At 65.1% G+C, this 20,541-nt stretch carries 18 protein-coding genes and 2 pseudogenes; 5 read left to right on the top strand and 15 right to left on the bottom strand.

The annotated features are described in order from the left end of the window. Nucleotides 1-93 precede the first annotated feature (93 nt). The 5 genes and pseudogenes from ABSF49_RS04800 to ABSF49_RS04815 form a co-directional block, all read right to left on the bottom strand. A complete protein-coding gene (locus ABSF49_RS04800) occupies nucleotides 94-966 on the bottom strand; it encodes a cyclase family protein (protein WP_424111495.1) in 873 nt (290 codons plus the stop codon). Continuing rightward, the gene (locus tag ABSF49_RS04805) at nucleotides 963-2,426 is read right to left on the bottom strand and encodes a YlbE family protein (protein ID WP_424111496.1); all 1,464 of its coding nucleotides are present in this window, start codon (nucleotides 2,424-2,426) and stop codon (nucleotides 963-965) included. Before ABSF49_RS04805 ends, ABSF49_RS04800 begins: the two co-directional genes overlap by 4 nt. Further along, nucleotides 2,423-3,694, bottom strand: coding sequence for an AllF/FdrA family protein (locus ABSF49_RS04810; RefSeq protein ID WP_424111497.1), 1,272 nt, complete (start codon nucleotides 3,692-3,694; stop codon nucleotides 2,423-2,425). The genes ABSF49_RS04805 and ABSF49_RS04810 overlap by 4 nt, the downstream gene beginning before the upstream one ends. 16 nt (nucleotides 3,695-3,710) lie before the next feature. After that, nucleotides 3,711-4,322 (bottom strand): annotated as a pseudogene (locus ABSF49_RS21730) (hypothetical protein); the annotation flags it as partial. A 69-nt stretch (nucleotides 4,323-4,391) separates the two neighbouring features. Further along, nucleotides 4,392-4,529, bottom strand: a complete 138-nt coding sequence (locus ABSF49_RS04815) for a hypothetical protein (protein ID WP_424111498.1) — start codon at nucleotides 4,527-4,529, stop codon at nucleotides 4,392-4,394. 460 nt (nucleotides 4,530-4,989) lie between these two features. On the opposite strand from ABSF49_RS04815, the gene ABSF49_RS04820 reads away from it, so the two are divergent. From ABSF49_RS04820 to ABSF49_RS04840, 5 genes and pseudogenes are all read left to right on the top strand, one after another. Then, nucleotides 4,990-5,304, top strand: a complete 315-nt coding sequence (locus tag ABSF49_RS04820) for a DUF134 domain-containing protein (protein ID WP_424111499.1) — start codon at nucleotides 4,990-4,992, stop codon at nucleotides 5,302-5,304. Between the two features lie 93 nt (nucleotides 5,305-5,397). Next, entirely contained in the window at nucleotides 5,398-6,096 is a 699-nt protein-coding gene (locus tag ABSF49_RS04825; protein ID WP_424111500.1) for a 2OG-Fe(II) oxygenase, read from the top strand. Between the two features lie 316 nt (nucleotides 6,097-6,412). After that, nucleotides 6,413-6,727 (top strand): annotated as a pseudogene (locus ABSF49_RS04830) (phage integrase central domain-containing protein); the annotation flags it as partial. Between the two features lie 336 nt (nucleotides 6,728-7,063). Further along, a complete protein-coding gene (locus tag ABSF49_RS04835; RefSeq protein WP_424111519.1) occupies nucleotides 7,064-8,131 on the top strand; it encodes an HD-GYP domain-containing protein in 1,068 nt (355 codons plus the stop codon). Nucleotides 8,132-8,191: 60 nt separating this feature from the next. Beyond that, nucleotides 8,192-9,028, top strand: a complete 837-nt coding sequence (locus tag ABSF49_RS04840) for a ParA family protein (RefSeq protein WP_424111501.1) — start codon at nucleotides 8,192-8,194, stop codon at nucleotides 9,026-9,028. Here ABSF49_RS04840 and ABSF49_RS04845 read toward each other — a convergent pair. The 10 genes from ABSF49_RS04845 to ABSF49_RS04895 all read right to left on the bottom strand — a co-directional run bounded on the left by ABSF49_RS04845 (nucleotide 9,025) and on the right by ABSF49_RS04895 (nucleotide 20,528). Continuing rightward, nucleotides 9,025-10,833, bottom strand: coding sequence for a coiled-coil domain-containing protein (locus tag ABSF49_RS04845; RefSeq protein WP_424111502.1), 1,809 nt, complete (start codon nucleotides 10,831-10,833; stop codon nucleotides 9,025-9,027). The two genes, ABSF49_RS04840 and ABSF49_RS04845, sit on opposite strands and share 4 nt — an antisense overlap. A gap of 2 nt (nucleotides 10,834-10,835) precedes the next feature. After that, a complete protein-coding gene (locus ABSF49_RS04850) occupies nucleotides 10,836-11,924 on the bottom strand; it encodes a protein-glutamate methylesterase/protein-glutamine glutaminase (RefSeq protein WP_424111503.1) in 1,089 nt (362 codons plus the stop codon). 9 nt (nucleotides 11,925-11,933) lie between these two features. Then, entirely contained in the window at nucleotides 11,934-12,770 is an 837-nt protein-coding gene (locus ABSF49_RS04855; RefSeq protein ID WP_424111504.1) for a CheR family methyltransferase, read from the bottom strand. A gap of 59 nt (nucleotides 12,771-12,829) precedes the next feature. Then, nucleotides 12,830-13,294, bottom strand: coding sequence for a chemotaxis protein CheW (locus ABSF49_RS04860; RefSeq protein ID WP_424111505.1), 465 nt, complete (start codon nucleotides 13,292-13,294; stop codon nucleotides 12,830-12,832). Between the two features lie 49 nt (nucleotides 13,295-13,343). Further along, nucleotides 13,344-15,533: a HAMP domain-containing methyl-accepting chemotaxis protein gene (locus ABSF49_RS21735; protein WP_490363315.1), complete on the bottom strand. Its 2,190-nt coding sequence runs from the start codon at nucleotides 15,531-15,533 to the stop codon at nucleotides 13,344-13,346. 18 nt (nucleotides 15,534-15,551) lie between these two features. Then, nucleotides 15,552-15,998 carry a chemotaxis protein CheW gene (locus ABSF49_RS04875; RefSeq protein ID WP_424111506.1) on the bottom strand — a complete coding sequence of 149 codons (447 nt, stop codon included), beginning with the start codon at nucleotides 15,996-15,998 and terminating at the stop codon, nucleotides 15,552-15,554. Continuing rightward, nucleotides 15,998-18,055, bottom strand: coding sequence for a chemotaxis protein CheA (locus ABSF49_RS04880; protein ID WP_424111507.1), 2,058 nt, complete (start codon nucleotides 18,053-18,055; stop codon nucleotides 15,998-16,000). The genes ABSF49_RS04875 and ABSF49_RS04880 overlap by 1 nt, the downstream gene beginning before the upstream one ends. Further along, nucleotides 18,052-18,414, bottom strand: a complete 363-nt coding sequence (locus ABSF49_RS04885; protein ID WP_424111508.1) for a response regulator — start codon at nucleotides 18,412-18,414, stop codon at nucleotides 18,052-18,054. Before ABSF49_RS04885 ends, ABSF49_RS04880 begins: the two co-directional genes overlap by 4 nt. A gap of 5 nt (nucleotides 18,415-18,419) precedes the next feature. Beyond that, a complete protein-coding gene (locus ABSF49_RS04890) occupies nucleotides 18,420-18,746 on the bottom strand; it encodes an STAS domain-containing protein (RefSeq protein ID WP_424111509.1) in 327 nt (108 codons plus the stop codon). A gap of 780 nt (nucleotides 18,747-19,526) precedes the next feature. Further along, nucleotides 19,527-20,528 (bottom strand): dihydroorotate dehydrogenase-like protein, encoded by a 1,002-nt coding sequence (locus tag ABSF49_RS04895; protein WP_424111510.1) that lies wholly within the window; start codon nucleotides 20,526-20,528, stop codon nucleotides 19,527-19,529. Nucleotides 20,529-20,541 lie beyond the last annotated feature (13 nt).

Consider the following 20,541-nt stretch of genomic DNA (forward strand, 5'->3'; position numbering starts at 1 on the left):
CCTTTTCTTAGAATGAGGGGCCGTCCGCCCCATTGGTCGACGGCGCGTCGCGGCGAGCGTTTTGCGCTGGCGGCGCGCCGACAATTCAAATCGTCACTTCTTGCGCGCTTCGGCGTGCAGCTTCGGGTTGGCCGCGCCGGCGATATCGCCGAACTTGGTGAGAGAGGCCTTCGCTTTCTTCGCCATCAGCTTGGCGTGCCGGTCGTCGTCGACGAAGGCGACGATGCGGGAGATGCACGATTCGCCGTCGACGAAGCGCCAGGGGAAGCAGCCGATGGTCGCGCGCTGATTGAGCAGGAGGTCGATGTCGCCGCCGACGCACTCCGCGTGGATCAAGCCGTGATTGAACATCTCGATGTGCATGACCTGGTATTTGTCAGGCGTGAACATCGCTTCGAGCGTCTTGCCGTATTTCTTGACGAAATGCGCGTCGCACTCCTTGGCCTGCACCGGCATCCAATCGCGAATCTTCGTGTTCATCGGATGGTCGGCGCTGCCGCAGTCGACGCCGATCCAGCGCAGCTTCTTCTTCTTCGCCCAGTCGGCGAACTCGCGATCCGGCCCGGGGTGCTTGATCATGTAGCGGATCTCGTCCGCGGTCGGCTGGTCCCAGCCGTAATGGTGGTAGCCGGTGTGGATGATGAGGATGTCGCCCTCCTTCACCTCGACGCGCTCCTCGACCATCTTCGAGGTGTAGATGTCGTAGTCGCCGCAGACGTCGGAGAGGTCGACCACCGCGCCCTCGTGCATGAGGAAGTCGAGCTCGAGGCTGGCGATGTCCTTGCCCGGCGTATAGAAATGAATCTCGCCGTCGAGATGGGTGCCGACATGGTTCGAGTGGGTGACCACCTGGCCGTTGGCGCCGTTGGGGGCGAGCCGCTTGAAGTATTGAACCTGGAGCGGAATGTAGGTCGGCCAGGGCGGCGTGCCGACGCCGAGCGGAATCGTCAGATCGATAGGTTTCATGGATCGCTCCTCGATGAAGCTGGCGCCGCGCCGTAGGCCTCGGCGAAGGCGAGGACGGCGTCGCGGAAACAATTCCGCGGCGGCTTGACGAGCCCGGCGCCGACCATGCCGACGCCTGGCTCCTTGTGGGCGATGCCGGTGTTGACCACCGGCAGGATGCCGGTCTCGACCACCTTGCGAACGTCGATGCCGGTCGGCGAGCCGCGGAAGTCGAGCGCCGGGATCTGATAGGCGGCGTTTTCCGCCAGGGTGATCTCGTACATGCGGGTGGTGTAGGCGATGGCGTCCTGGGGGGAGCCGCCGACGAACTTCACGATCGCCGGCGCGGCCGCCATGCAGAAGCCGCCGATGCCCGCCGTTTCGGTGATGACGGAATCGCCAATGTCGGGCGCGGCGTTCGCGGCGGAATAGCCCGGCAGATAGAGGCCTTCCACCATCGACGCCGGCCCGGTGAACCAGCGGTCGCCGAGGCCGGCGATCTGGATGCCGAAGTCAGTCCCATTACGGGCCATCGCGACGATCATCGAGCTGCCCTTGACGCCGCGGGCGGCGTCGAGCGCGCATTTGCACGACGGCATCGACAGGTTGAGGAAGAAGTGGTCGTTGGCGTTGAGGAAGTTCAGGATGCGCACAATCCTCTCGACCGGTTCGCCGAGCTGGACGAGAATGGGCGCGATTTCGCGGATGATCAGCGAGGTGGCGGCGCGGTTGCGGTTGTGGCCCTCATCGCCCATCTGCAGCGCCTGGGCGATGACGCTCTTCATATCGATCGGACCGTGCAGCTTCAGCGCCTTCTTCATGACGGGGTAAAGTTCCGTCTCGATCCAGCGCAGGCGCGCGATCACCTCGTCGGAGAAGGCGCCGTAGCGCAAGACCTTGCCGAGCCCCTCGTTGACGGTGGCATAGGCGCGGTTGCCGAAGGCGGCGTTCTCGAAGATCCACACCGGCATCTTGGCGGTGACGATGCCCGCCATCGGGCCAACGGCGCCGTGGGCGTGGCAGGGCTCGAAAGAGATACGGCCCGAGCCGGCCAAGGCTTCCGCCTCGGCGCGGTCTTTCGCCAGGCCCTCGTAAATGAGCCCGCCGATCACCCCGCCCTTCATCGGACCGCACATGCGCTCCCAGGTCACCGGCGGTCCGGAGTGGAGAACGGTGGTCGGCGTCATGCCGGGGATGACCTCACCGGCGATTCCGATGTCGATCAGCGTCGGCTTGGCGGCGAGCAGGATCTCGACGGCCTTCTTGTTGGCCGCATCGACGTCGGTTCCGCCGTTGGCGATGCGGTCGAGCGCGTCGAGCGCGACGGCGTCGCCGCCGGCGGGCGGCCGCCAGTCCACTTGCGCGACCTCGGCGCCGATGGCGGCGAGGTTGTCGGCGAACGAGGCGAGCCCGAGGTTGACGACCGACAGCCGGCTCTTGAACAGCGCCGTCACGGGCTCGACGCGGGATGGCTCAGTCATCGCGCGCCTGCCTTTCCGCGCGTCCCGATGCGCTCGAGAATCCTGGTCGCCAGCGCGCAGGCCTGATGGTTCGAGGGCATGACGACGCATCCCGCCGCCTCGAGCTTCGCCTTCTGCAGCGCGAAGTTCTGCGGGTCGCCGGCAGTGCCGGTGATCGACGCCAGAACCGGCAGATAGCCGCCGCGCTTCCGCGCCGCCGCGCGCATCGCTTCGACCGCCGGCGCGATCGCGCCCGCCGGATCCTCGTGCGAGCCGTAGCCGATGACGACATCGACCACGACCACCGCGATCTCGCCGTCGTCCCGCTCGGCCATCATGCGCTCGACGCGCGGGCTGGGATCGATCATCGGATGCGGGCGGCCGACGGTGAAGGCGTCGTCGCCGAGATCGACCACGGTGTGGCCGACCGAGCGGCGCGGATCGGCGAGCACGAACTTGGGATCGGTCTGGTTGTTGGAATGGACGGCGCCGGTGGCGCGGTGCGCAACGATCCAGGCCTCGTCGGCGAGCGTGCCGCCGGTGAAATAGCCGCGCAGGTAGCGCTGCTTCGGCGCGATGGCGCGCGTCTCGCGCTTGACGATCGCCTCGATCTCGGCGTCGGACGCGGCGAAGGCGCGCGGCGCGTAGCGCTTGCCCTTGGCGAGAGCGACCGCCATCGCCGCCGTCTCTTCGAGGTTGCCGGCGAAGCGGACGACCGAGCCGGCGCGGCGCGCCTCTGGCGTCGCGCCGACGAAGAACGCGACCGCGGGTTTGCCCGCGCGCTCGAGCGCTGCGACCACCTGCTCGGCGACCGCCTTCGCCGGCGGCTTGGAGATGATGACGATGACCTTGGTGTCGTCGTCGCCGGCGAGCGCTTCGATTCCCATCAGCGTCGTCGCGCCGCCCACCCGTTCGTTCTTGAGGTCGCGCCCGCCGGCGCCGATCGCCTGGCTGACGCCCGACCCGGCGCGATCGATGAGGCAGGTGACCTCCTGGATGCCGGTGCCCGAGGCGCCGATGACGCCGACCGGGCCGCGCCTGACGACATTGGCGAAACAGAGCGGCATGCCGTTGATGATGGCGGTGCCGCAGTCCGGCCCCATCATCAGCAGGCCCTTGCGCCGGCTCAACGCCTTGAGGGCGATCTCGTCCTCGAGGGCGACGTTGTCGGAGAACAGCATGACGTGCAGGCCGTTCTCCAGCGCCTTGCGGGCTTCGCGCGCCGCGTAGGCCGAGATTGGCGTCGGGCTGAGCCCGGAGAGCGGAAGCAAGGCTGGTCGGCGCGGCATGCGCCGCGTCGCCTGACGTCGCTTTCGCTTTGCGGCTCAGCGCCCGCTTGGCCGCGGCGCGGGCGGCTTCGGCGCTTTCGACCGAGTTGCAATCGACGGCGATGACGAGATCGTTGGGGGCCGCTTCGGCCAGCGCGGCTGAGTCGAAGCCGAGCGACCGCAGCAGATCGAGGTTCATCTCCGTGCCCATGGCGACAGTGGCGTCATGCACGCCGGAGGTCTTCTTCACCTCCTGGCTCGTCAGCATGAGCAGGGCGGAGTCGTAATAGGACTCTTTCTCGACGAAGACTGTCTTCACATTCGTGACTCGCCGCTTGCCGTTGGCGGCCCCGCTCAGCGGGAGGCTGACGCCTCGATCGCTGTCCTCCAGGAATCGTCGTATACAAGACCGTATACGTCGACAATGCGGTGCGCTGACGCAGGATCGCCGCGACCGCAGGACGGCTGCGGCCGATCGTTTCGCGGCGCTGCGCCAGGATTCGATCGCAGAGGCCTGTCGACGCCGTTGGTGATGGGCGTTGTCGGCGAAAAGCGAACGCGCCGACGGGCGGCTGCGGTTCGCCCCGCCGACCAACAGTTCGCAGTTCTGGGGAAACGCATCAGCGCCGTGAGCCTCGGACGCCCTCACCGGCGTCGACGGGCGCGCCCCGGCGCGCGCGAGCGCCGGCGTCGCCAATTCCGTCTGCGTGGCCTTCGATTACGGCTTCTTGGGCGGCGCGGTCACCGACTGCGGCCCTTTGACTTGCGACAGCTTATACGCCGAGGCGTGAGCTTTCGGCTTTTCGGCCTTCGGCTTCTTGGCCTCCTTGTTGCTCCTGAGCTGACCTTTGGCCATTGCAACCTCCCACGACTTTCCAGCTTTCGCGACCTCAGGCGCGATCTTGCCATCGACTCTCGCGGTCGACCAGCGAATGCGGCATGAAAGATCGCGACCGCCTCACGTGCATTGCTCGCGGTCAAATCCAGGACGCGAACCCGTGCGGCCGCGCGCGGCGAACCGCTTCGTCGCAGGTGAGCGAAGTCCGCGCGTCGGCGGCGACACATTGTCGCTGCAAACAGAAATCGGCTTGGCGTTTGGCTCGCCTATCGGCTTGCACGTCCGAACGTCAGGCGAGAGTGAATTCATTAATGCGATCCGTCTTCTAACCCTGGTTTGCAGAGCGCAGGCGGAAGGCGGCTGGGTCGAATGGCGCGCTGAATTGATCTGGGTCCAACGCCCCGCTCGGCCCGACGCTACGTTTGACAACCTCGGCTGGAATTCATAACGCGCGTTTGAGCAAATCAAAGGGGACGCTGTGGCTCGACCGCGCCTATGCCGCCGCGTCGACGGCATGCCGAAGACCACCTACTTCAAGCCGCGCGCCATTCCCTCGCGAGAATTGAGCGAGGCCTGCCTGTCCGTCGAAGGATTTGAAGCGATACGACTGGCGGACCTCGAGGAACTGACGATGGAAAACGCCGCGTCGCGCATGGGCGTCTCGCGCCACACCTTCGGCCGCATCCTGGCGGAGGCGCGCAAGGCCGTCGCCGACGCCCTGGTTCATGGCCGCGCCTTGCGCATCGCAGGCGGCGATTACGAGTTGAAATCCTCTGCTGTCGCCGACGGATAAACCGAAAACAGCTGAACATCCACTCTGCCGAAACGAGGCGAAGGCGGCAAACCGCTTGCCGCGGCGCCAAGGGATCAGAAAAGGAACGGACAGATGACTTCCACCGATCAACCATTTTCCGTGCTCGACGAGTCGGTTCTGGCGGCCATGGAGGTTCGCCACGACCCTTACGATTACGCCTTTGTCGAGAACGTGATGCCGGCTACCATGAAGGAGGAGATTCTCGCCGACGCGCCGGTCATTCCCCATCGCGGCACCTATGGCGTTCCCAACCTTCGCTACGGCCCCAAATTCGACGCGGTGCTCAAGGACCTCTTGAACCCGCGCTTTCGTAAACTGGTCGAGCAGAAGTTCGGCGTCGATCTGAGCAAGGGGCACCCCACCATGGTCATGATGGGAAGCACCACGGGACACTACAACGAGGGCTACGCCCACCCCGATTCGAAGCACAAGCTGTTCACCGTCCTGCTCGGCTTCACGCGCGAGTATCCATACGAACGCGGCCGCCTGCGGATCCTGCGCAGCAACGACCGCGAGGACTACGCCTTCGAGTACCCGCCGGAATACGGCAAGATGTGCTTGTTCAAGGTCTCCGATAAATCCTGGCATGGCTTCCTGCCGCAGAAGAGCGAACGCAAGAGCCTTCAGTTCTGCTGGGTCGATTCACAGGCCTACGCGCGCGAGACCTACATGCGGCACGCGCTGAGCGCCTGGGCCAAGGCGACGCCCGGCTTCAACAAGCTGCTCGAATATATCCCGCGCGACTGGAAGAAAGTGCTGACGCGCCACTGATCGCCGGAAGGCGGCGGATGCGGCGATCGATGCGCTACGTGTCGCCGCCTTCGCCGCTGCTCCGCCTTCACGAGATGCGCCCTTTATCGCCGCAGACGCAGCCTCTGTTCCGGCACCGTAGCTGGCGACATTTGCCCTTTGCCTGACGTCGCAAGAGGTTCCGCCGTTTCTGGCTGGAAAGCGCGGCCATGCCTCTTTGTCGATGTGCGAACGCCGGCGGAATTGGCGTCGACGGGCTTGACGACGATGGTCGACGCCAACGCGCCGACGTTGTCGCTTTGCGGCGCCGACGCCAAACCGCAACCGAGGCGAGAAGCATCGCCCTCAATGGAAGACGACGTTGAGGGTCTGCGCTGAGCCGCTGCGAGCGAAACCGGGCGATCGGGTCGAGACTACCGATATCCTGGCGGCGCTCCGCCCGATCTGGCAGACGAAGCCCGAGACGGCCTCAAGGATTCGCGCGCGGGTCGAGCACGCTCTCAACGCCGCCAAGGCCAAAGCCATAGGGTCGGCGAGAGCCCGGCAGCGTGGCGTGGGCGCCTTGAGAACCTACTTCCGAGGCAACCCGCCTCACCCGCGGCCACCGCGCGGCGAAGCCGTTCGGATCAAACGGTCGCCCGGGCGCGCATAGCGCCAAGAGGCGGCGCCGATTCGTAGATTCAAGGCAACGCCGTCAAATCGGCTCGTCAATCTGGCGATGCGATCCGACGAGGCGGGACCGTTACCGGCCTGCTATCCGGTTCACGCCGAGTAGGCGAAGCGATATCGCAGATACCAGCGACATTTCTACTCGGTCCTTTCATCTCGGCGATATCTCCACTATGGATTCGACGTGAGCCTGATTCCATCGACAGGCGCTCGACGCGTTTGGTGACGTTCAGCGTTGGTCGCGGTTCGAGTCGGAACGTCGAAGCGTTCTGCGCGGCCGAATGGGATGTTGCGGAAGGGTCGTCTTCTCGTGCTCGCGATGATCGTTGACGACAGTCGAAGCAGCCTGCTGCATCTGCAACAGCTTACCGAACGTGATTCGGACGTGCGCGCAATGGCGTTTCTCGATCCAGAAGCCGCGCTCGACGCGGCGTTGAAACACAGATTTGACATGGTGATCGTCGATCACATCATGCCAAAAGTCGATGGAATCACATTCATCCGCCGGATGCGGGCGACGGAGGGCCATGGTCAAATCCCCATGGTCATGCTGACCGCGACGACCGAGGACGCCGTCCGGCTTGCGGCGCTCGAAGCGGGCGCCACGGACTTCCTGAGCAAGTCACAGAGCCCAGTGGAGCTCAAAGTCAGGCTGCGCAACCTGATCAAGCTCTCCGATGCGCTGCGCAAGCTCGACGATCACGTGGCGGAACAAGCCCGTGAGATCGAGAAGGCGACGCAGGCCCTCCTCGCGCGCGAAGAGGAGATGGTGTTCCGCCTGTCGAAGGCGCTCGAATACCGCGACAACGACACCAACGATCATACGTTCCGGGTGGCGAAGTTCAGCCGCATGATCGCCGCGCGGCTGGGGCTTTCGCGGCAGGAATGCGACAGCATCTATCTCGCTTCGCCGCTTCACGACATCGGAAAGGTGGCGATCCCCGACGGGATCCTGTTGAAACCGGGCCGTCTCGACGACGACGAACGGGCGATCGTCGAGACCCACGCCGAGATCGGCGAGCGAATCCTTCGCGGCAGCGCGTCGGATCTGATCAAGTTGGCGGCGCAAATCGCCGGGGGCCATCACGAGCGATGGGACGGCAAAGGATATCCGAGGGGACTTTCGGGCGAGACCATTCCGCTCGCCGCGCGCATCGTCGCGATCGCCGACGTCTTCGACGCGCTGACGACCGAGCGGCCGTACAAGAAGGCGCTTCCGGTCGCCAGCGCGCTGGCGATTCTCGAAGCCGAACGCGGCAGCCACTTCGATCCGGCGTGCCTCGACGCATTCCTTTCCGGCTACGCGGAGACGGACCGGTTCGACGCTTCAGCCGGGTCGAGCGAGGCCGCTTCCGACGTGACGGTGGGCGATGCGCATGAAAGCTAGCCGACGCCACAGCCGGCCGCCCGATCGCCGCGCCACGCCTCCGACCGCGATCGGCGCGCGATGACCGCGCATATCATCGCCGTCGCAAACCGCAAGGGCGGCGTCGGCAAGACGACGACCGCCGTCAATCTGGCGTCCGAATTGGCCAGCCGAGGGCGCTGCGTGCTGGTCGTCGACCTCGATCCGCAGGGCCACGCCGGGTTGGGTCTGGACGTCGTCGCCTCGCGCTCGGAAGCGACTGTCCACCAAGTTTTCGGCGAGCGTCGGGTCGATCTGGCGTCAGCGGTGAAGAAGAGCTGCGTGACCGGCGTCGATGTCCTGCCCGCCAAGCACGATTTCGACGTGCATGGCGCCGTCAACGATCCGCTCAGCCTGGCAAGAGGGCTCGCGGCCTTCGAAGATCGCTACGACGAGATCGTCATCGACACATCGCCATCGATCGACGTCACCACCGTGGCGGCGCTGAGTGCCGCGCAATACGTACTGATTCCGACCCAACTCCAGCATCTCGCCTACGACGGCGTCGTCCGCTTCTCCAACGTCCTGTTCAAAGTCGCGTCGATGGTCAATCGGCGCTTCACCGACTTGGCGATCGTCCCGGTTCAAATCGACGTTCGCACGAACTTGCAACGCATCGTACTGGCGAAGCTGCTGAAGGAATTCGGCCCCAAGCGCATCCTGCGCGGCATCAGGACCGATATCGCGCTCGCCGAAGCCTTCGGCTCGCGGAAGCCTGTGCGCCTTTATCGTCCGCACTCGCGCGCGGCGACGGACTACGCCTTGCTCGCTGAGGATATTCTGTCGTTGTGGATAGCCGACCGACGGCGCCCCGACCCGCTGACCGGCGCGCTCGACCCTGCGGCGGCGCGCCGACCGCTCGAGGAAAGCCAGGTCTAGGCGACAGCGGCGATCGGCTCGTCGCCCGCGTACCGGCGCGGACCAGCGTCAGGGCGTCGGCGGGTCGCATCGGACGCCGCATCGCCGAGAAACGCCTCATGGAGTTCGCGTTCGCTCGCCATCGTGTAGGCGCTACGCAGCAGCCCATCGAGCATATCGTCGCAGCCGGCCGACCATTCATCGGCGTCGCCGATTCCGGCCGCCAACGAATCGATGTCGGCGATTGCGTTATGCAGCGACATGCCGATGTCGTCGCGATCGCCGGCCAGACGGCGGGCCGCGTCGCCCAACAAGGCCCCGACCGTGGCCGTCTCCCGCTCGAGCCGCGTCAACGCGTCGGTCATCGCTTTTCCATTCGCCTTGAACGACTCGATTGCGCCGAGCATACGCTCGTCGAGGGCGTTCAGGTGATCGGCGCCACGCGCCCTGCCCCGCTCCGCGAACCGTTCGACGAAGGCGGCGACTTCGCGCAGCGTGGCCGGCAGTTCCTCGACGCCCTCGACGATCTTCGCCGCGTAGCTGCGCAATTCCTGCGCAATGACGCTCAGGCCTTTTCCACGGTCGCCGAGACGGCTCGATTTCAGCAGCGCGTTGGTGCCGATCATCGTCACGTCGATGATGATCTCGGACAGGTTCGCGGTGCGTTGGTCGAGATCCGCCATAGTTGCGCTGACGGTCGCGGCGGCGCCGTCGACAACGGCGCGCGCCTGGCGACATTCTTTCATGATGGCGCGCGCCGCCTCCAGCCTGTGCTCGAGCTTCTCGAGAAAGGAATCGCCGCCTCCGCCGCCCGACCCGAACAATGCGCGGTCCCGGGTTGCGAGCTCGTCGGAATCGGCAAGCAGCCCTTGCAGCGCCGCCGCAGTCGTGTCCATCTCACTGGTGAAGTCGCCGAGCGCCGCGCCGAGTTGACGCGATTGCAGGCGGCAGATCCCGGCGACCGTCGCGTTTCTCGCGTCGCGCTCGAGGGTCGCGCTGAGCGCGGCCCAGGCGTCGTCCGCCACTCCGACCTCCAGCCCATCCGCGGCCAGATGCAGCGCCCGGCGCACGTGTTCGATTCGCTGGCAGGTGCTGTCGCCGACCTGCAGCGCCACCACGCATTGACCGATCTGGGCGCCGACGCGCTGCGAGCGCGCGCCGATTTCCGACAGGGCCTCGGCGGTTTCCCGCCGTCGATCCCCCACCGCCGCGACGCTGGCGGCGATCTCGGCGGCGATCGACAACAAGCGCGCCTGATGGCTCTCCTGAAAGCGCTTCTGCGCTTCGCTGGAGGCGTGCAGCAGGTCATAGAGCTTGCCGTGAGTGAGCCGGTACTGGTTGAGCGCCTGCTGAGCGCGCTCGGCAAGCTGATGCAGCCCTTCGACGAAGCCGCGCGTGTCCTCGCCCAGGTCGCTCAGCGACGCCGCCTCGATCTTGACGTTGAACACCAGCATGGAGATCGTTCGTCCGCTCTCCGACAGATTGGCGATCCGTTCCGCGATCGCCCGGTTCAGCGCGACGAGGTCCGCGAGCGCCTGACTTTCCCCTGACAAGTCTTTGGCGGTCGCCTCGATCTGATCGGAGACCGTCTGCAAATCGAGGCCGGCGGCGCGCAGTTCGTCGCTTTCGAGCGATTGCGACAGTTCCCGGAACAGCCCCGACAGATCGCTCAATACGGGAATGGCGTCGCCGAGTCGCGCGCCAACGTCGAGGCAACTTCGTTCGCACGGCGCAAACGTCCGACTGACGGCGTCCGCGGTTTGCCGCAGAGCCGCCGCCGCCGACCCCCGCTCCGTCGCGACGATCGTCCCTTTCGGTTCAGCCATTCTCAGGCTCCGACCCGCAACTGCTGGATCTCGACCGGAATCGCCGACAGCGGCACGATCTTGTCGGCGGCGCCCAAGGCGATCGCCTCCTTCGGCATGCCGAAGACGACGCAGGTCTCCTCGTTCTGCGCCAGCGTCGTCGCGCCTGCCCTTTTCATCTCGAGAAGCCCGCGCGCGCCGTCGTCGCCCATGCCGGTCATGATCACGCCAAGCGCGTTCGCCCCCGCATATTGCGCCGCCGAGCGAAACAGAACGTCGACCGAGGGCCGGTGGCGCGACACCAGCGGGCCGTCCTTGATCGCGACATGGTAGCGCGCGCCGCTTCGCTGCAGCAGCATATGCCGGTTGCCCGGCGCAATGAGAACGCGGCCGGCGATCACCTGGTCGCCATCTTCCGCCTCCTTCACGTCGACCTGGCAGAGCCCGTTCAACCGCATGGCGAAGGCCGCGGTGAAGCGCTCGGGCATGTGCTGGACAATGACGATGCCGGGGCTGTTGGGCGCGAGCGCCGTCAGGACTTCGCGCAACGACTCGGTCCCGCCGGTTGACGCGCCGATGCAGACGACCTGATCCGTCGTGCGGGTCAGTGCGCGCGCGGGCGCCGGCGGCGGCATGATGACGTCGGCGGTCAGTTTCTTCTGAACCATATGGGACGTCGCCACACGAGAGCCCCTGAACGTCACCTTCGCGGCCGCCCGGATGGAGTCCCAGATACGCACCTGCGATTCGTTGAGGAACTGCTTGGTGTCGATCCGCGGCTTGAGGATGACGTCGACGGCGCCGGCGTCGAGCGCCTCCAGCAGCGTTTCCGAACCGGTCTCGAGCAGCGTCGAGCAGAGGACCGTCGGGATGGGTCGCTGGGCCATGATCTTGCGCAGAAAGGTGATGCCGTCCATGCGCGGCATCTCGACGTCGAGAACGAGGACGTTGGGCACCTCCTCATTGATGCGTTGCGCCGCGATGAACGGGTCGCCTGCCGTCGCCATGACTTCCATGTCCGGAGCGGCGTCGATGATCGAGCACAGCGTCTGGCGCACCGAGGCCGAATCGTCGACGACCAGGACGCGAATCTTGCGGTTCGTGGCGTTCATACCGTCCTCTCAAGCCGCGCGACGAAAGACGGTCGGAGCCATCTGCCGCATTGTGCTCAGCTCGGCGCCAGCGAGCGACTCCGAATGTCCGAGGATCAAGAAGCCGCCTTTGCGCAAATGATTGCAGAGGCGCTTCAGCACGGCGTTCTGCGTCGCCTTGGCGAAGTAGATGAGAATGTTACGGCAGAAGATGACGTCGAAGTCGCGGTCGACTCGATACGTCGGCTCCATGAGGTTGAGGCATTCAAAGCGAACCGCGCGCCGCAATTCGGGAACGATCCGCACTTCCTGGCGCCTCGCATCGATCGCGCGCATCACGTAACGCTCGCGCAACGGCGGCGGCACGGGGTCAATCATCGCCGTAGGATAGACGGCGTGCTGCGCCTGGGCGATGACCTCGGTGCTGATGTCGGTGCCCAGCACGGAGAAGCGACGCGCGTCGAGTCCGAGCGCTTCAGCCGCCACCATGGCGATGGTGTACGCCTCGGCGCCGATCGACGCGGCGGCGCTCCAGAATTTGTACGGCGCATTGGCGCCGTTCCGCAGGCTCGCCAACAACGGCAGGGCCCTTTCCCGTAGAAAGTCGAAGTGGTCTGGTTCGCGAAAGAAGTCGGTCTTGTTGGTCGTCACGCAATCGATGAGGTGGCTGAGCTCGTCATTCAGCTGGCCGCCTTCAAAGATCGCGTGACCGTAATCTTCGAGCCTCGTGAGGCCAAGAGCGCGAATCCGCTTGCGCAATCGGCCTTCGACCATCGTCCGCTTCGCCGGCGGCAGGCGAATGCCGGAGTGTTCCTCGACAAGCCACGAAATCCTGGCGAAATGCCTTTCCTGAAGCTGATCAGACATGGCGGCACGCAACCCTTTACGCTACGACGCAATAACAACAACCACACGGCCGACGCGCTCTACGCGGCTGACGCGATGAGCGGCGCGTCGCTTCCGAGCAACCGTTCGAGTTCGAGGACGATGACGAAGGCCGCGCCATGGCGGCCGATGCCGACGATGTAGTCCGCCCGCCAGCGGCTGCCGATCGCCGGCGGCGGTTCGAATGCGCCGCCGCCGAGATCGGTCACTTCGAATACGCAATCGGCGACCAGACCGACGCGCGATTTCTGTCCTTCGATCAAAGTGTCGGCGACGATGACCCGCGTTCGGTTGGTCGCCTCGACCCGAGCCAGGCCGAACTTGGCGCGCAGGTCGATCAGCAGCATTCCGACCCCGCGCACGTCCATGAGCCCGATCACATAGTCGGGCGCATGGGGTATGCGCGACACTGCCTTAAGGTCGAGGATTTCCTGTACTTGCTCAACCGGCAGGGCGAAGCGCTCCTTGTCGACCCCGAACGTGAGATATTGGATCGCTTGCGCCATGTTTCATTCCCATTCCGGCGTCGTCAGGAATCCTTGCGACACGTTTTCGTCAGGCGCGCTTGAAATGCGCGTCCGTCTCGTCCTCGCCAGGGTGCAGGTCGAGCGCGAAGCCCTTGCCCCCGGCGGACGCCTTCTGTTTGGGCGCCGCAGCCTTCGCCGCCGGATGAGCGACGGCGGCCTTCATCGTCGCGACCTTGGCCTTGAGTTTGCCGACCGCGCCGTCGATCGCGTGCACGGACGAGCCGGCCCCGTCGATGTTGAAATAGGCGATCGTCGCCTGCAACTGCTCGGCCTGCGAGGTCAGTTCCTCCGAGGTCGACGACACCTGTTCCGAGGCTGCGGCGTTCTGTTGCGTCACCTGGTCGAGCTGCTGGATCGCCTGATTGATCTGCGAGGAGCCGACGTCCTGTTCGCGGCAGGCGGCGGTGATTTCCTCCACCAACTCCGCCGTGCGCTTGATGTCGGGCACCAGGCGGGTCAGCATCTCGCCGGCTTCCTGCGCCGATTTCACCGTTTCGGTCGACAGCGTACCGATTTCCGCCGCGGCGGCCTGGCTGCGTTCGGCGAGCTTGCGAACCTCCGAGGCGACGACTGCGAAGCCGCGGCCGTGCTCGCCGGCGCGCGCCGCCTCGACCGCTGCATTGAGCGCGAGCAGATCGGTTTGCCGGGCGATTTCCTGAACGATGGTGATCTTCTCGGCGATCGTCTCCATCGCCTTGACGGCGCGCGCCACCGCGGCGCCGCTCGCCTCGGCGTCGAGCGACGACTGGCGCGCGATCTTCTCGGTCTGGGCGGCGTTGTCGGCGTTCTGCTTCACGTTGGAGGCCATTTCCTCCATCGACGAGGAGGCTTCCTCCGTGGACGAGGCCTGTTCGGTCGCGCCCTGTGACAGTTGCTCGGCGCTGGCCGACAGTTCCTGGCTGCCGGACGACACGTTCTGAGCCGCCGCGATCGCCTCGGTCACGACCTTGCGAAGTTTCTCCAACATCTGTTCGAGGGCGATGCCGAGTCGATCCTTGTCGGACGAGCGCTTGGCCTCGATCGTCAGATCGCCAGCGGCGATCGCATCGGCGATCGTCGCCGTTGCGTTGAGATTCGTCGTCATCTTGTTGAGCGACTTCACCAGATCGCCGACCTCGTCGTTGCTGGAGATTTCGATCTTGTGGCTGAGATCGCCGATCGCCACCGCGTCCGCCAAGCTCACTGCGCGGCTCAAGCCACGGCTGATGCTAAGCGAGATCCAGAACGCCGAGCCGATCGCGATCAGAAGCGATGCGATCATCGTAGCGGTCAAGATGAGCTCGGCGTCGTTGGCGTCCTGGGCGGCCTGTGTCGCCGCCTCGCCCATCAGTTTTTTGACCAGGCCGAGGTAATCGCCAAGGGCGGCCGTCGTCTCGGCGACGGCGGCGCGTCCATCCGTCGCCGACAGCTTCGCGGCCTTTATGTTGCCGGCTTCGCGCGCGATTTCGGATGCGTGCGCCAGCGCCTTGATGAAGCGGTCGGTTTGCGCTGTCACCTCGTCGACCGACACCCCGACTGCCGACGCTTGCGGCGCTGCCTGTAAGACCGTCTTGGCGAGCACGTCGTTCTTCTCGGAGAGGTCCTTGACGAAACCGGCCAGTTCGTCCTCGCTCGACGCTGAAATGGCCTCATACAACATCCTCAGCGCACGCGCGCCTTCGACTCTGACCGTTTGCAGCGCGAACAGCGCCCGTCCACTCTCGACGGAGGCAGGCGCGCGATTGACCGAGGCGAGGGTGGCGTCGAGCGCGTCGTTGAATCCCTTGGTCGCCGCGACGCCTTCGCCGCTCCAGAACGCGGCGGCGCGATTTGACGAATTGAGCTCGGCGAGTTTGACGGTGTTGTCTTCAATCGCATTCATCTTTTCATACGCAGCCGAGAATTTCCCGAGCAACACCTTGCCGGCTTCGTTCGTGGCGCTCAGCACCTCAGCGTTCAGCCGCAATGCGTTCTCGCGCTGGTTCTTGATTTCGGCCGCATACTTGGCGATGTCGGCGCCGCTCGAGGCGATAATCAGGTCCTTTTCGGCCCGCGTTTGATAGAGGAGCGAGGTCTGCATTTCGGCCGCCTTATCGCCCCGACCCGCCCTAGCGACAAGGTCGGCGCTAGTCGCCGCCAGTTGATTGAGCTTGATGTACGCCACCCCGCCCGTGATCAGGGAAAGAATGATGACGGCGCCGAAGGCGCCCGCCAGCTTTGCCTTGACCGAGAATCGCATTGGTTGGTCCCCTCTATCTCAATTCAAAATCTGCTTCATGTTCGGGACGATGATGAATTCGTCCTTCCATTTGGCGATCGCCGCGATGAATTCCGGTCGCCAGCGCATGCCGATCGGCGGCGCTTTCTGCAGCGTCGATGTATCGAGGTCGGTAACCTCGTAGACCTTGTCGGCGACGATGCCGATGGTCGTCGGCTCTCCGGCAAGGTCGATCTCGAGAACGATGAAGCGCGAGTCGGGGGTGATCGACGCCGGCGGCATGCCGAAGCGGACTCTGAGGTCGGCGAGCGGGATCACCTTGCCGCGCACGTTGAGCACGCTCGAAACATAAGGTTGCGCGCCCGGCACCCGGGTGACCGGCACGGGATCTAGAATTTCGCGCACCTGTCGCGCGTCGAGCGCAAACATCTCGCCGGCGAGGCCGAGCATGAGCACCTGACGTGAGGATTCCTCAGCGCTGGCCATCAGGCGAACTCCGCAGTCGACGATTGCATCCGCGTCTCGCGCGCCTGACCCAGAGCGATCAAGTGCGGCACGTCGAGGATGAGCGCGACCGCGCCGTCGCCCAGAATGGTGGCGCCGGAGAAGCTCGGCACGTCGGCGTGAAGTTTGGACAGCGACTTGATCACCGTCTGGTGGCTGCCGATGATCTGGTCGACGACCAGGCCGACGCGCGTGTCGGCCGCCGCAACGATGACGACCTTCTGATGCGCATCGGGGTCGCCGGGCTCGTCGAACAATTCGCGCAGGCGCAGGAATGGCACCAGTTCGCCGCGGATGTTGAGGAAGCTGCGCCCCTTCGAGCGCGTCGAGTCGGCATCGGAAAGCTCGACGCATTCCTCGACCGCAGTCAGTGGGATGGCGTAGCGCGCGTCGGCGACGCGGACCAGCAGACCCTCGATGATCGCCAGCGTCAACGGCAGCCGGAGGGTGATCTCCGTGCCCTCACCGGGGTGTGTGGCTATGTCGATCGAACCGCGCATGCCCTCGATCGTGCGCCTGACGACGTCCAGGCCGACGCCGCGGCCAGACAGCGCAGAGACCTCCTTCGCGGTCGAAAACCCGGGCTGGAAGATCAACTGATGGAGCTCGGCGTCGGACAGCACGGCGCCGGCGGCGATAAGGCCGCTTTCCTCGGCCTTGGCGCGGATGCGCTTGGCGTCGAGGCCGCGTCCGTCGTCGCTGACGCTGATCAGCACTTCGGCGCCGGCGTGACGCGCGACCAGGCTGATATTGCCGGCCGGCGGCTTGCCTGCTGCGAGGCGAGTTTCGGAATCTTCGAGGCCGTGATCGGCTGAGTTGCGAATCACATGCACGAGCGGATCGGCGAGCCGCTCGATCATCGTCTTGTCGAGTTCGGTCTCTTCGCCGGCGGTCGTCAGATCGATCTCTTTGCCGAGATCACGCGACAGATCGTGGACGAGGCGGCGGAAACGCCCGAACAGCGAGCCGATCGGCACCATGCGGATACCCATCATCGCGTCACGCAGCGCCGAGGTCAGACGCTCGATCTCCTCCGCCACGCCCTTGGTGCCGCCCCCGGCCGAGGCGAGCTGAGTCAGCCGCGCCTGTGCGATGACGAGTTCGCCGACGCGATCCATCATTTCATCCAGCCGCTCGGCCGGGACGCGGATGGTCGAGGTCTCGACGCCGCCGGCGCGCTTGGCCGCGGTCTCGGGCGCTCCGCCGGCATGATCGGCGCGCGCCGGCGTCGGGGAGGCCGCCGTTTGCGGAAGCGGGGCGGCGGTCTCCGGCGCTGCGGCCGTCGCCGCGGCAATCGAGGCGTTGGCCTCCGGCGCAGCGACCGCCGCCGCGGCGTCGATGGCCTCGACCTTGAGCTCCATGTCGTCGGCGACGAACATGAAAACGTCGTCGATGGCGCTGCGCGAATGCGCCATGGTGAGGACGGCTTCCCATTCCAGGTAGCAGGCGTCGGGCTCCATATCGGCGAGCGGCGGCACGCGGTCGCAATGGACCGTCACCCGACACTCGCCGAGCCCGCGCAATTCGTCGAGCAGGAGCAGCGGATTGGCGCCGTTGATCAGCACGTCCTTGTTGAAGCGGAAGCTGAGGCGCCAGGTCTCCGACGGCCTAGGCGGCGCGGCCTCGCGCGGCGACGGTGCTTCGAGCGGCGCGCGCGCGTCCGCATCGGCGAACAATCTGCGCAGATCGGCGAGGATGCAGACGCCGATGACGGCGTCGGTCTCTTCTGGCCTTTCGATCTGGGAACGGATGAAGTCCTTGGCGTTGAGCGCGATGGCGATCAGCTCCTGGTCGGGCGCGGCCTCCCCCTTGCGAACCCGATCGAACGCGCTCTCGAATTCATGGGTGAATGCGGCGACCTGCTCGAACCCGAACATCGCGCCCGAGCCCTTGATCGTATGGAGGGCGCGGAACGCCGTGTCGATGAGATCGTGATCGTCGGGCGACTGCTCGAGATCGAGCAACGCCTGTTCGAGTTGCTCGAGGAGTTCCGCGGACTCCTGACGGAAGATGTCGGCGGGATCAGCGTTTTCGTTCATCCCAAAAACTTCTTTGCGGCGGCGAGGAGTTGTTCCTGCCTGAAGGGCTTGGTGATCCAACCGGTGGCGCCGGCGGCCTTGGCCTGCTGCTTCATTCCGTCGTCCGATTCGGTCGTCAGAAACACGATCGGAACGCCGCGATAGGGCGGCAGTTTTCGCACCTCGCGGATGAACTCGAGGCCGTTCATGTTGGGCATGTTGAGATCGGTGACGATCATGGCGACCGCATTGGCCTTGGCCTGGGCCAAGCCGTCGCGACCGTCGCCCGCTTCGATCACCTGATATCCGGCGGCGGTGAGCGTGATCTTGACCATGTGGCGGACGCTCGCCGAGTCATCAACCGCAAGGATCGTCTTCATCGCGCTCACGCCGAAAGTTGGGTCAGGACTTCGGCCAAAGTTGCGGTCGGCCGCTTGGGCGCCGAAAAACCGCAGCGGCGCAGGGTCTCGGCGAGCAGACCCGCTGGCGGCGAAGCCAGCGCGATGGTCTTGCCGCGCTGCGAGGCGAAGCGGTCGGCGGCGACAAGGATCTGGATGAAGGCCACATCCATTTCGCTCGCGCTCGAACAATCGACCGTTACCCGGGAATGGCCGTTCAGAGCCGCAAGCACTTCCAAATGAATCGCCTCAGCGCGAGGCGTCGTCAGACTGCCCGTCAAGGACAGGACGTAAGGCGAATCGACGACCGTCACAAAGAGCCCCCAACGCAAATGATATTAACGTGACGTCAGGTGACACTGGGCGCCGATGGTTAACGATTGATTTACGCTTGCGGCGGGAACTTGCCGCTGAAGCGTTCCTGAGGATCTGCCCGGAAATTCGGGAGTGGGCGGCGGTTTCCACAGTTCGACCGGATTTGTTGGAAGAATTCCAACCCGACCGAAACCGTTTAAGAACCGTTCGACGCGCTGACGCCGCAGGTCTGCGACCGTTTGCCGCATGACGGGCGCCGGTTCGATTCCGCCCCCTGGCGCTAGCCCCCGTCTCAAGGCGTGCTGTACCCCACGCCTCAAAACTATTTCAATGGGTTAAGGCATAGCGCGGCATCGTGGCGGCGAGGCGGCTCCGGCCAATTTGCGGGCGGCGACGCGGATAGGAGGGGTCAAAGTCTTGGCGAGCGAATTCGCTCGCCCTCTGGCGGCGGCGCATCCGCGAGAGACGGAAAACCACCCGACCCAATGGCGAGGCGACGGTGGCGAAGCGACTCTGAATGTCGCGCGCGAAAGTTGGCGGACAATCGCCGTCAGCCCTGTCGCGCGATTCGAATATGCGGCCGCCAACTGGGCTGACGGCTCATGCCGGCGAGCGCGGCGCTCACGCTGCCGCAGCTACGCCACGTTCCGGGACGCGATCGGGCGCTTTTCGTCTTTATGAGAATCGGCCAAGCGACCGGGCGCCGATCGACGTTGCAAGCCTTCGAAGCGAATAATTCCCGCTGGGTTAGGATCTGACGCCGGGCTGCAGCCCGGCTGTTACGGCGCCGCGTAATGTCCGAGAATCCTAATATAGTTCGCACGCGAATAAACACTCTGATCCCGGCTGCGCAGCCAGCTCATCATGCCGCGCATATCGTCAAGCGATGCGATTTCCCGTTCCTCCATCCAAGTACGCAGGCCGTCTACGAGCGTCGACATGTATCCGACGCCGTGGCGCAGCAAAGCCGAAGTCGTCATGACCGCATCGGCGCCGGCCAACAGATATTTCACGACGCCGTCGACATCGGACACCCCGGTCGAAGCGGCCAGCGACGCCTTGGTCCGTCCAGAGAGAATCGCGATCCACAGCATTGGCAGCCGCATTTCTTCAGGCTCGCTGAGATCCAGCCGGTCCGTCAGCTTCATACGCAGCAGATCGATGTCCGGCTCGAGCAGACGATTGAACAGCACGAGCCCAGCCGCTCCGCGCCCCACCAGTTGTTCCGCGAAGTGGCCAATCGAACTCAGGTAGGGCGTCAACTTGACGGCGACGGGGAGCGCCACCGTTCCGCAAACCGCTTCGACAATCTCGCTATATCGCGCTTCGATCACTTGGCCAGACTCGAGCAGATCCGTTGGGACATGATACATGTTCAGTTCCAGCGCCGACGCGCCGGCCTGCTCGATCAGCCTAGCGAAATCCGTCCAACCTGCGCGTGACGATCCGTTCAGACTGGCGATGACGGGAACGCCGACCGCGGCGCGCGCGCGGCGCACAAGGTTCAGATAGCTGTCCGGACCCATGCCGTAGGGATTGGCGATCGCGCCAGAAAAATACGATTGCGCTTCCGGCGAACTTTCCGCGTAGGCGTCGACGCGGCAAGACACCTCGTCAGCTTCCGCCTCGATCTGCTCCTGAAACACCGAAGGCAGCACGATCGCGCCGACGCCGGCGTCCTCGAGACGGCGGATATTGTCTAGCCGGCTGTTCAGCGAGGAGGCCGATGCGATCAAGGGGTTCTTCAGCTTCAGGCCGAGATAATTGGTGGTCAATGCCATAATGAACTCCCGC

It is taken from the genome of Roseiarcus sp. (genome assembly GCF_049514155.1).
GTDB lineage: Bacteria > Pseudomonadota > Alphaproteobacteria > Rhizobiales > Beijerinckiaceae > Roseiarcus.

Bases quoted from the DNA above. Each gene is read 5' to 3' on its own strand.
- ABSF49_RS04840 (WP_424111501.1), top strand. From the start codon at position 8,192: ATGACCGCGCATATCATCGCCGTCGCAAACCGCAAGGGCGGCGTCGGC.
- ABSF49_RS04895 (WP_424111510.1), bottom strand. From the start codon at position 20,528: ATGGCATTGACCACCAATTATCTCGGCCTGAAGCTGAAGAACCCCTTG.
- ABSF49_RS04805 (WP_424111496.1), bottom strand. From the start codon at position 2,426: ATGACTGAGCCATCCCGCGTCGAGCCCGTGACGGCGCTGTTCAAGAGC.
- ABSF49_RS04810 (WP_424111497.1), bottom strand. From the start codon at position 3,694: ATGCCGCGCCGACCAGCCTTGCTTCCGCTCTCCGGGCTCAGCCCGACG.
- ABSF49_RS04825 (WP_424111500.1), top strand. From the start codon at position 5,398: ATGACTTCCACCGATCAACCATTTTCCGTGCTCGACGAGTCGGTTCTG.
- ABSF49_RS04885 (WP_424111508.1), bottom strand. From the start codon at position 18,414: ATGAAGACGATCCTTGCGGTTGATGACTCGGCGAGCGTCCGCCACATG.
- ABSF49_RS04835 (WP_424111519.1), top strand. From the start codon at position 7,064: ATGATCGTTGACGACAGTCGAAGCAGCCTGCTGCATCTGCAACAGCTT.
- ABSF49_RS04875 (WP_424111506.1), bottom strand. From the start codon at position 15,998: ATGGCCAGCGCTGAGGAATCCTCACGTCAGGTGCTCATGCTCGGCCTC.
- ABSF49_RS04850 (WP_424111503.1), bottom strand. From the start codon at position 11,924: ATGAACGCCACGAACCGCAAGATTCGCGTCCTGGTCGTCGACGATTCG.
- ABSF49_RS21735 (WP_490363315.1), bottom strand. From the start codon at position 15,533: ATGCGATTCTCGGTCAAGGCAAAGCTGGCGGGCGCCTTCGGCGCCGTC.
- ABSF49_RS04815 (WP_424111498.1), bottom strand. From the start codon at position 4,529: ATGGCCAAAGGTCAGCTCAGGAGCAACAAGGAGGCCAAGAAGCCGAAG.
- ABSF49_RS04860 (WP_424111505.1), bottom strand. From the start codon at position 13,294: ATGGCGCAAGCGATCCAATATCTCACGTTCGGGGTCGACAAGGAGCGC.
- ABSF49_RS04880 (WP_424111507.1), bottom strand. From the start codon at position 18,055: ATGAACGAAAACGCTGATCCCGCCGACATCTTCCGTCAGGAGTCCGCG.
- ABSF49_RS04800 (WP_424111495.1), bottom strand. From the start codon at position 966: ATGAAACCTATCGATCTGACGATTCCGCTCGGCGTCGGCACGCCGCCC.
- ABSF49_RS04845 (WP_424111502.1), bottom strand. From the start codon at position 10,833: ATGGCTGAACCGAAAGGGACGATCGTCGCGACGGAGCGGGGGTCGGCG.
- ABSF49_RS04855 (WP_424111504.1), bottom strand. From the start codon at position 12,770: ATGTCTGATCAGCTTCAGGAAAGGCATTTCGCCAGGATTTCGTGGCTT.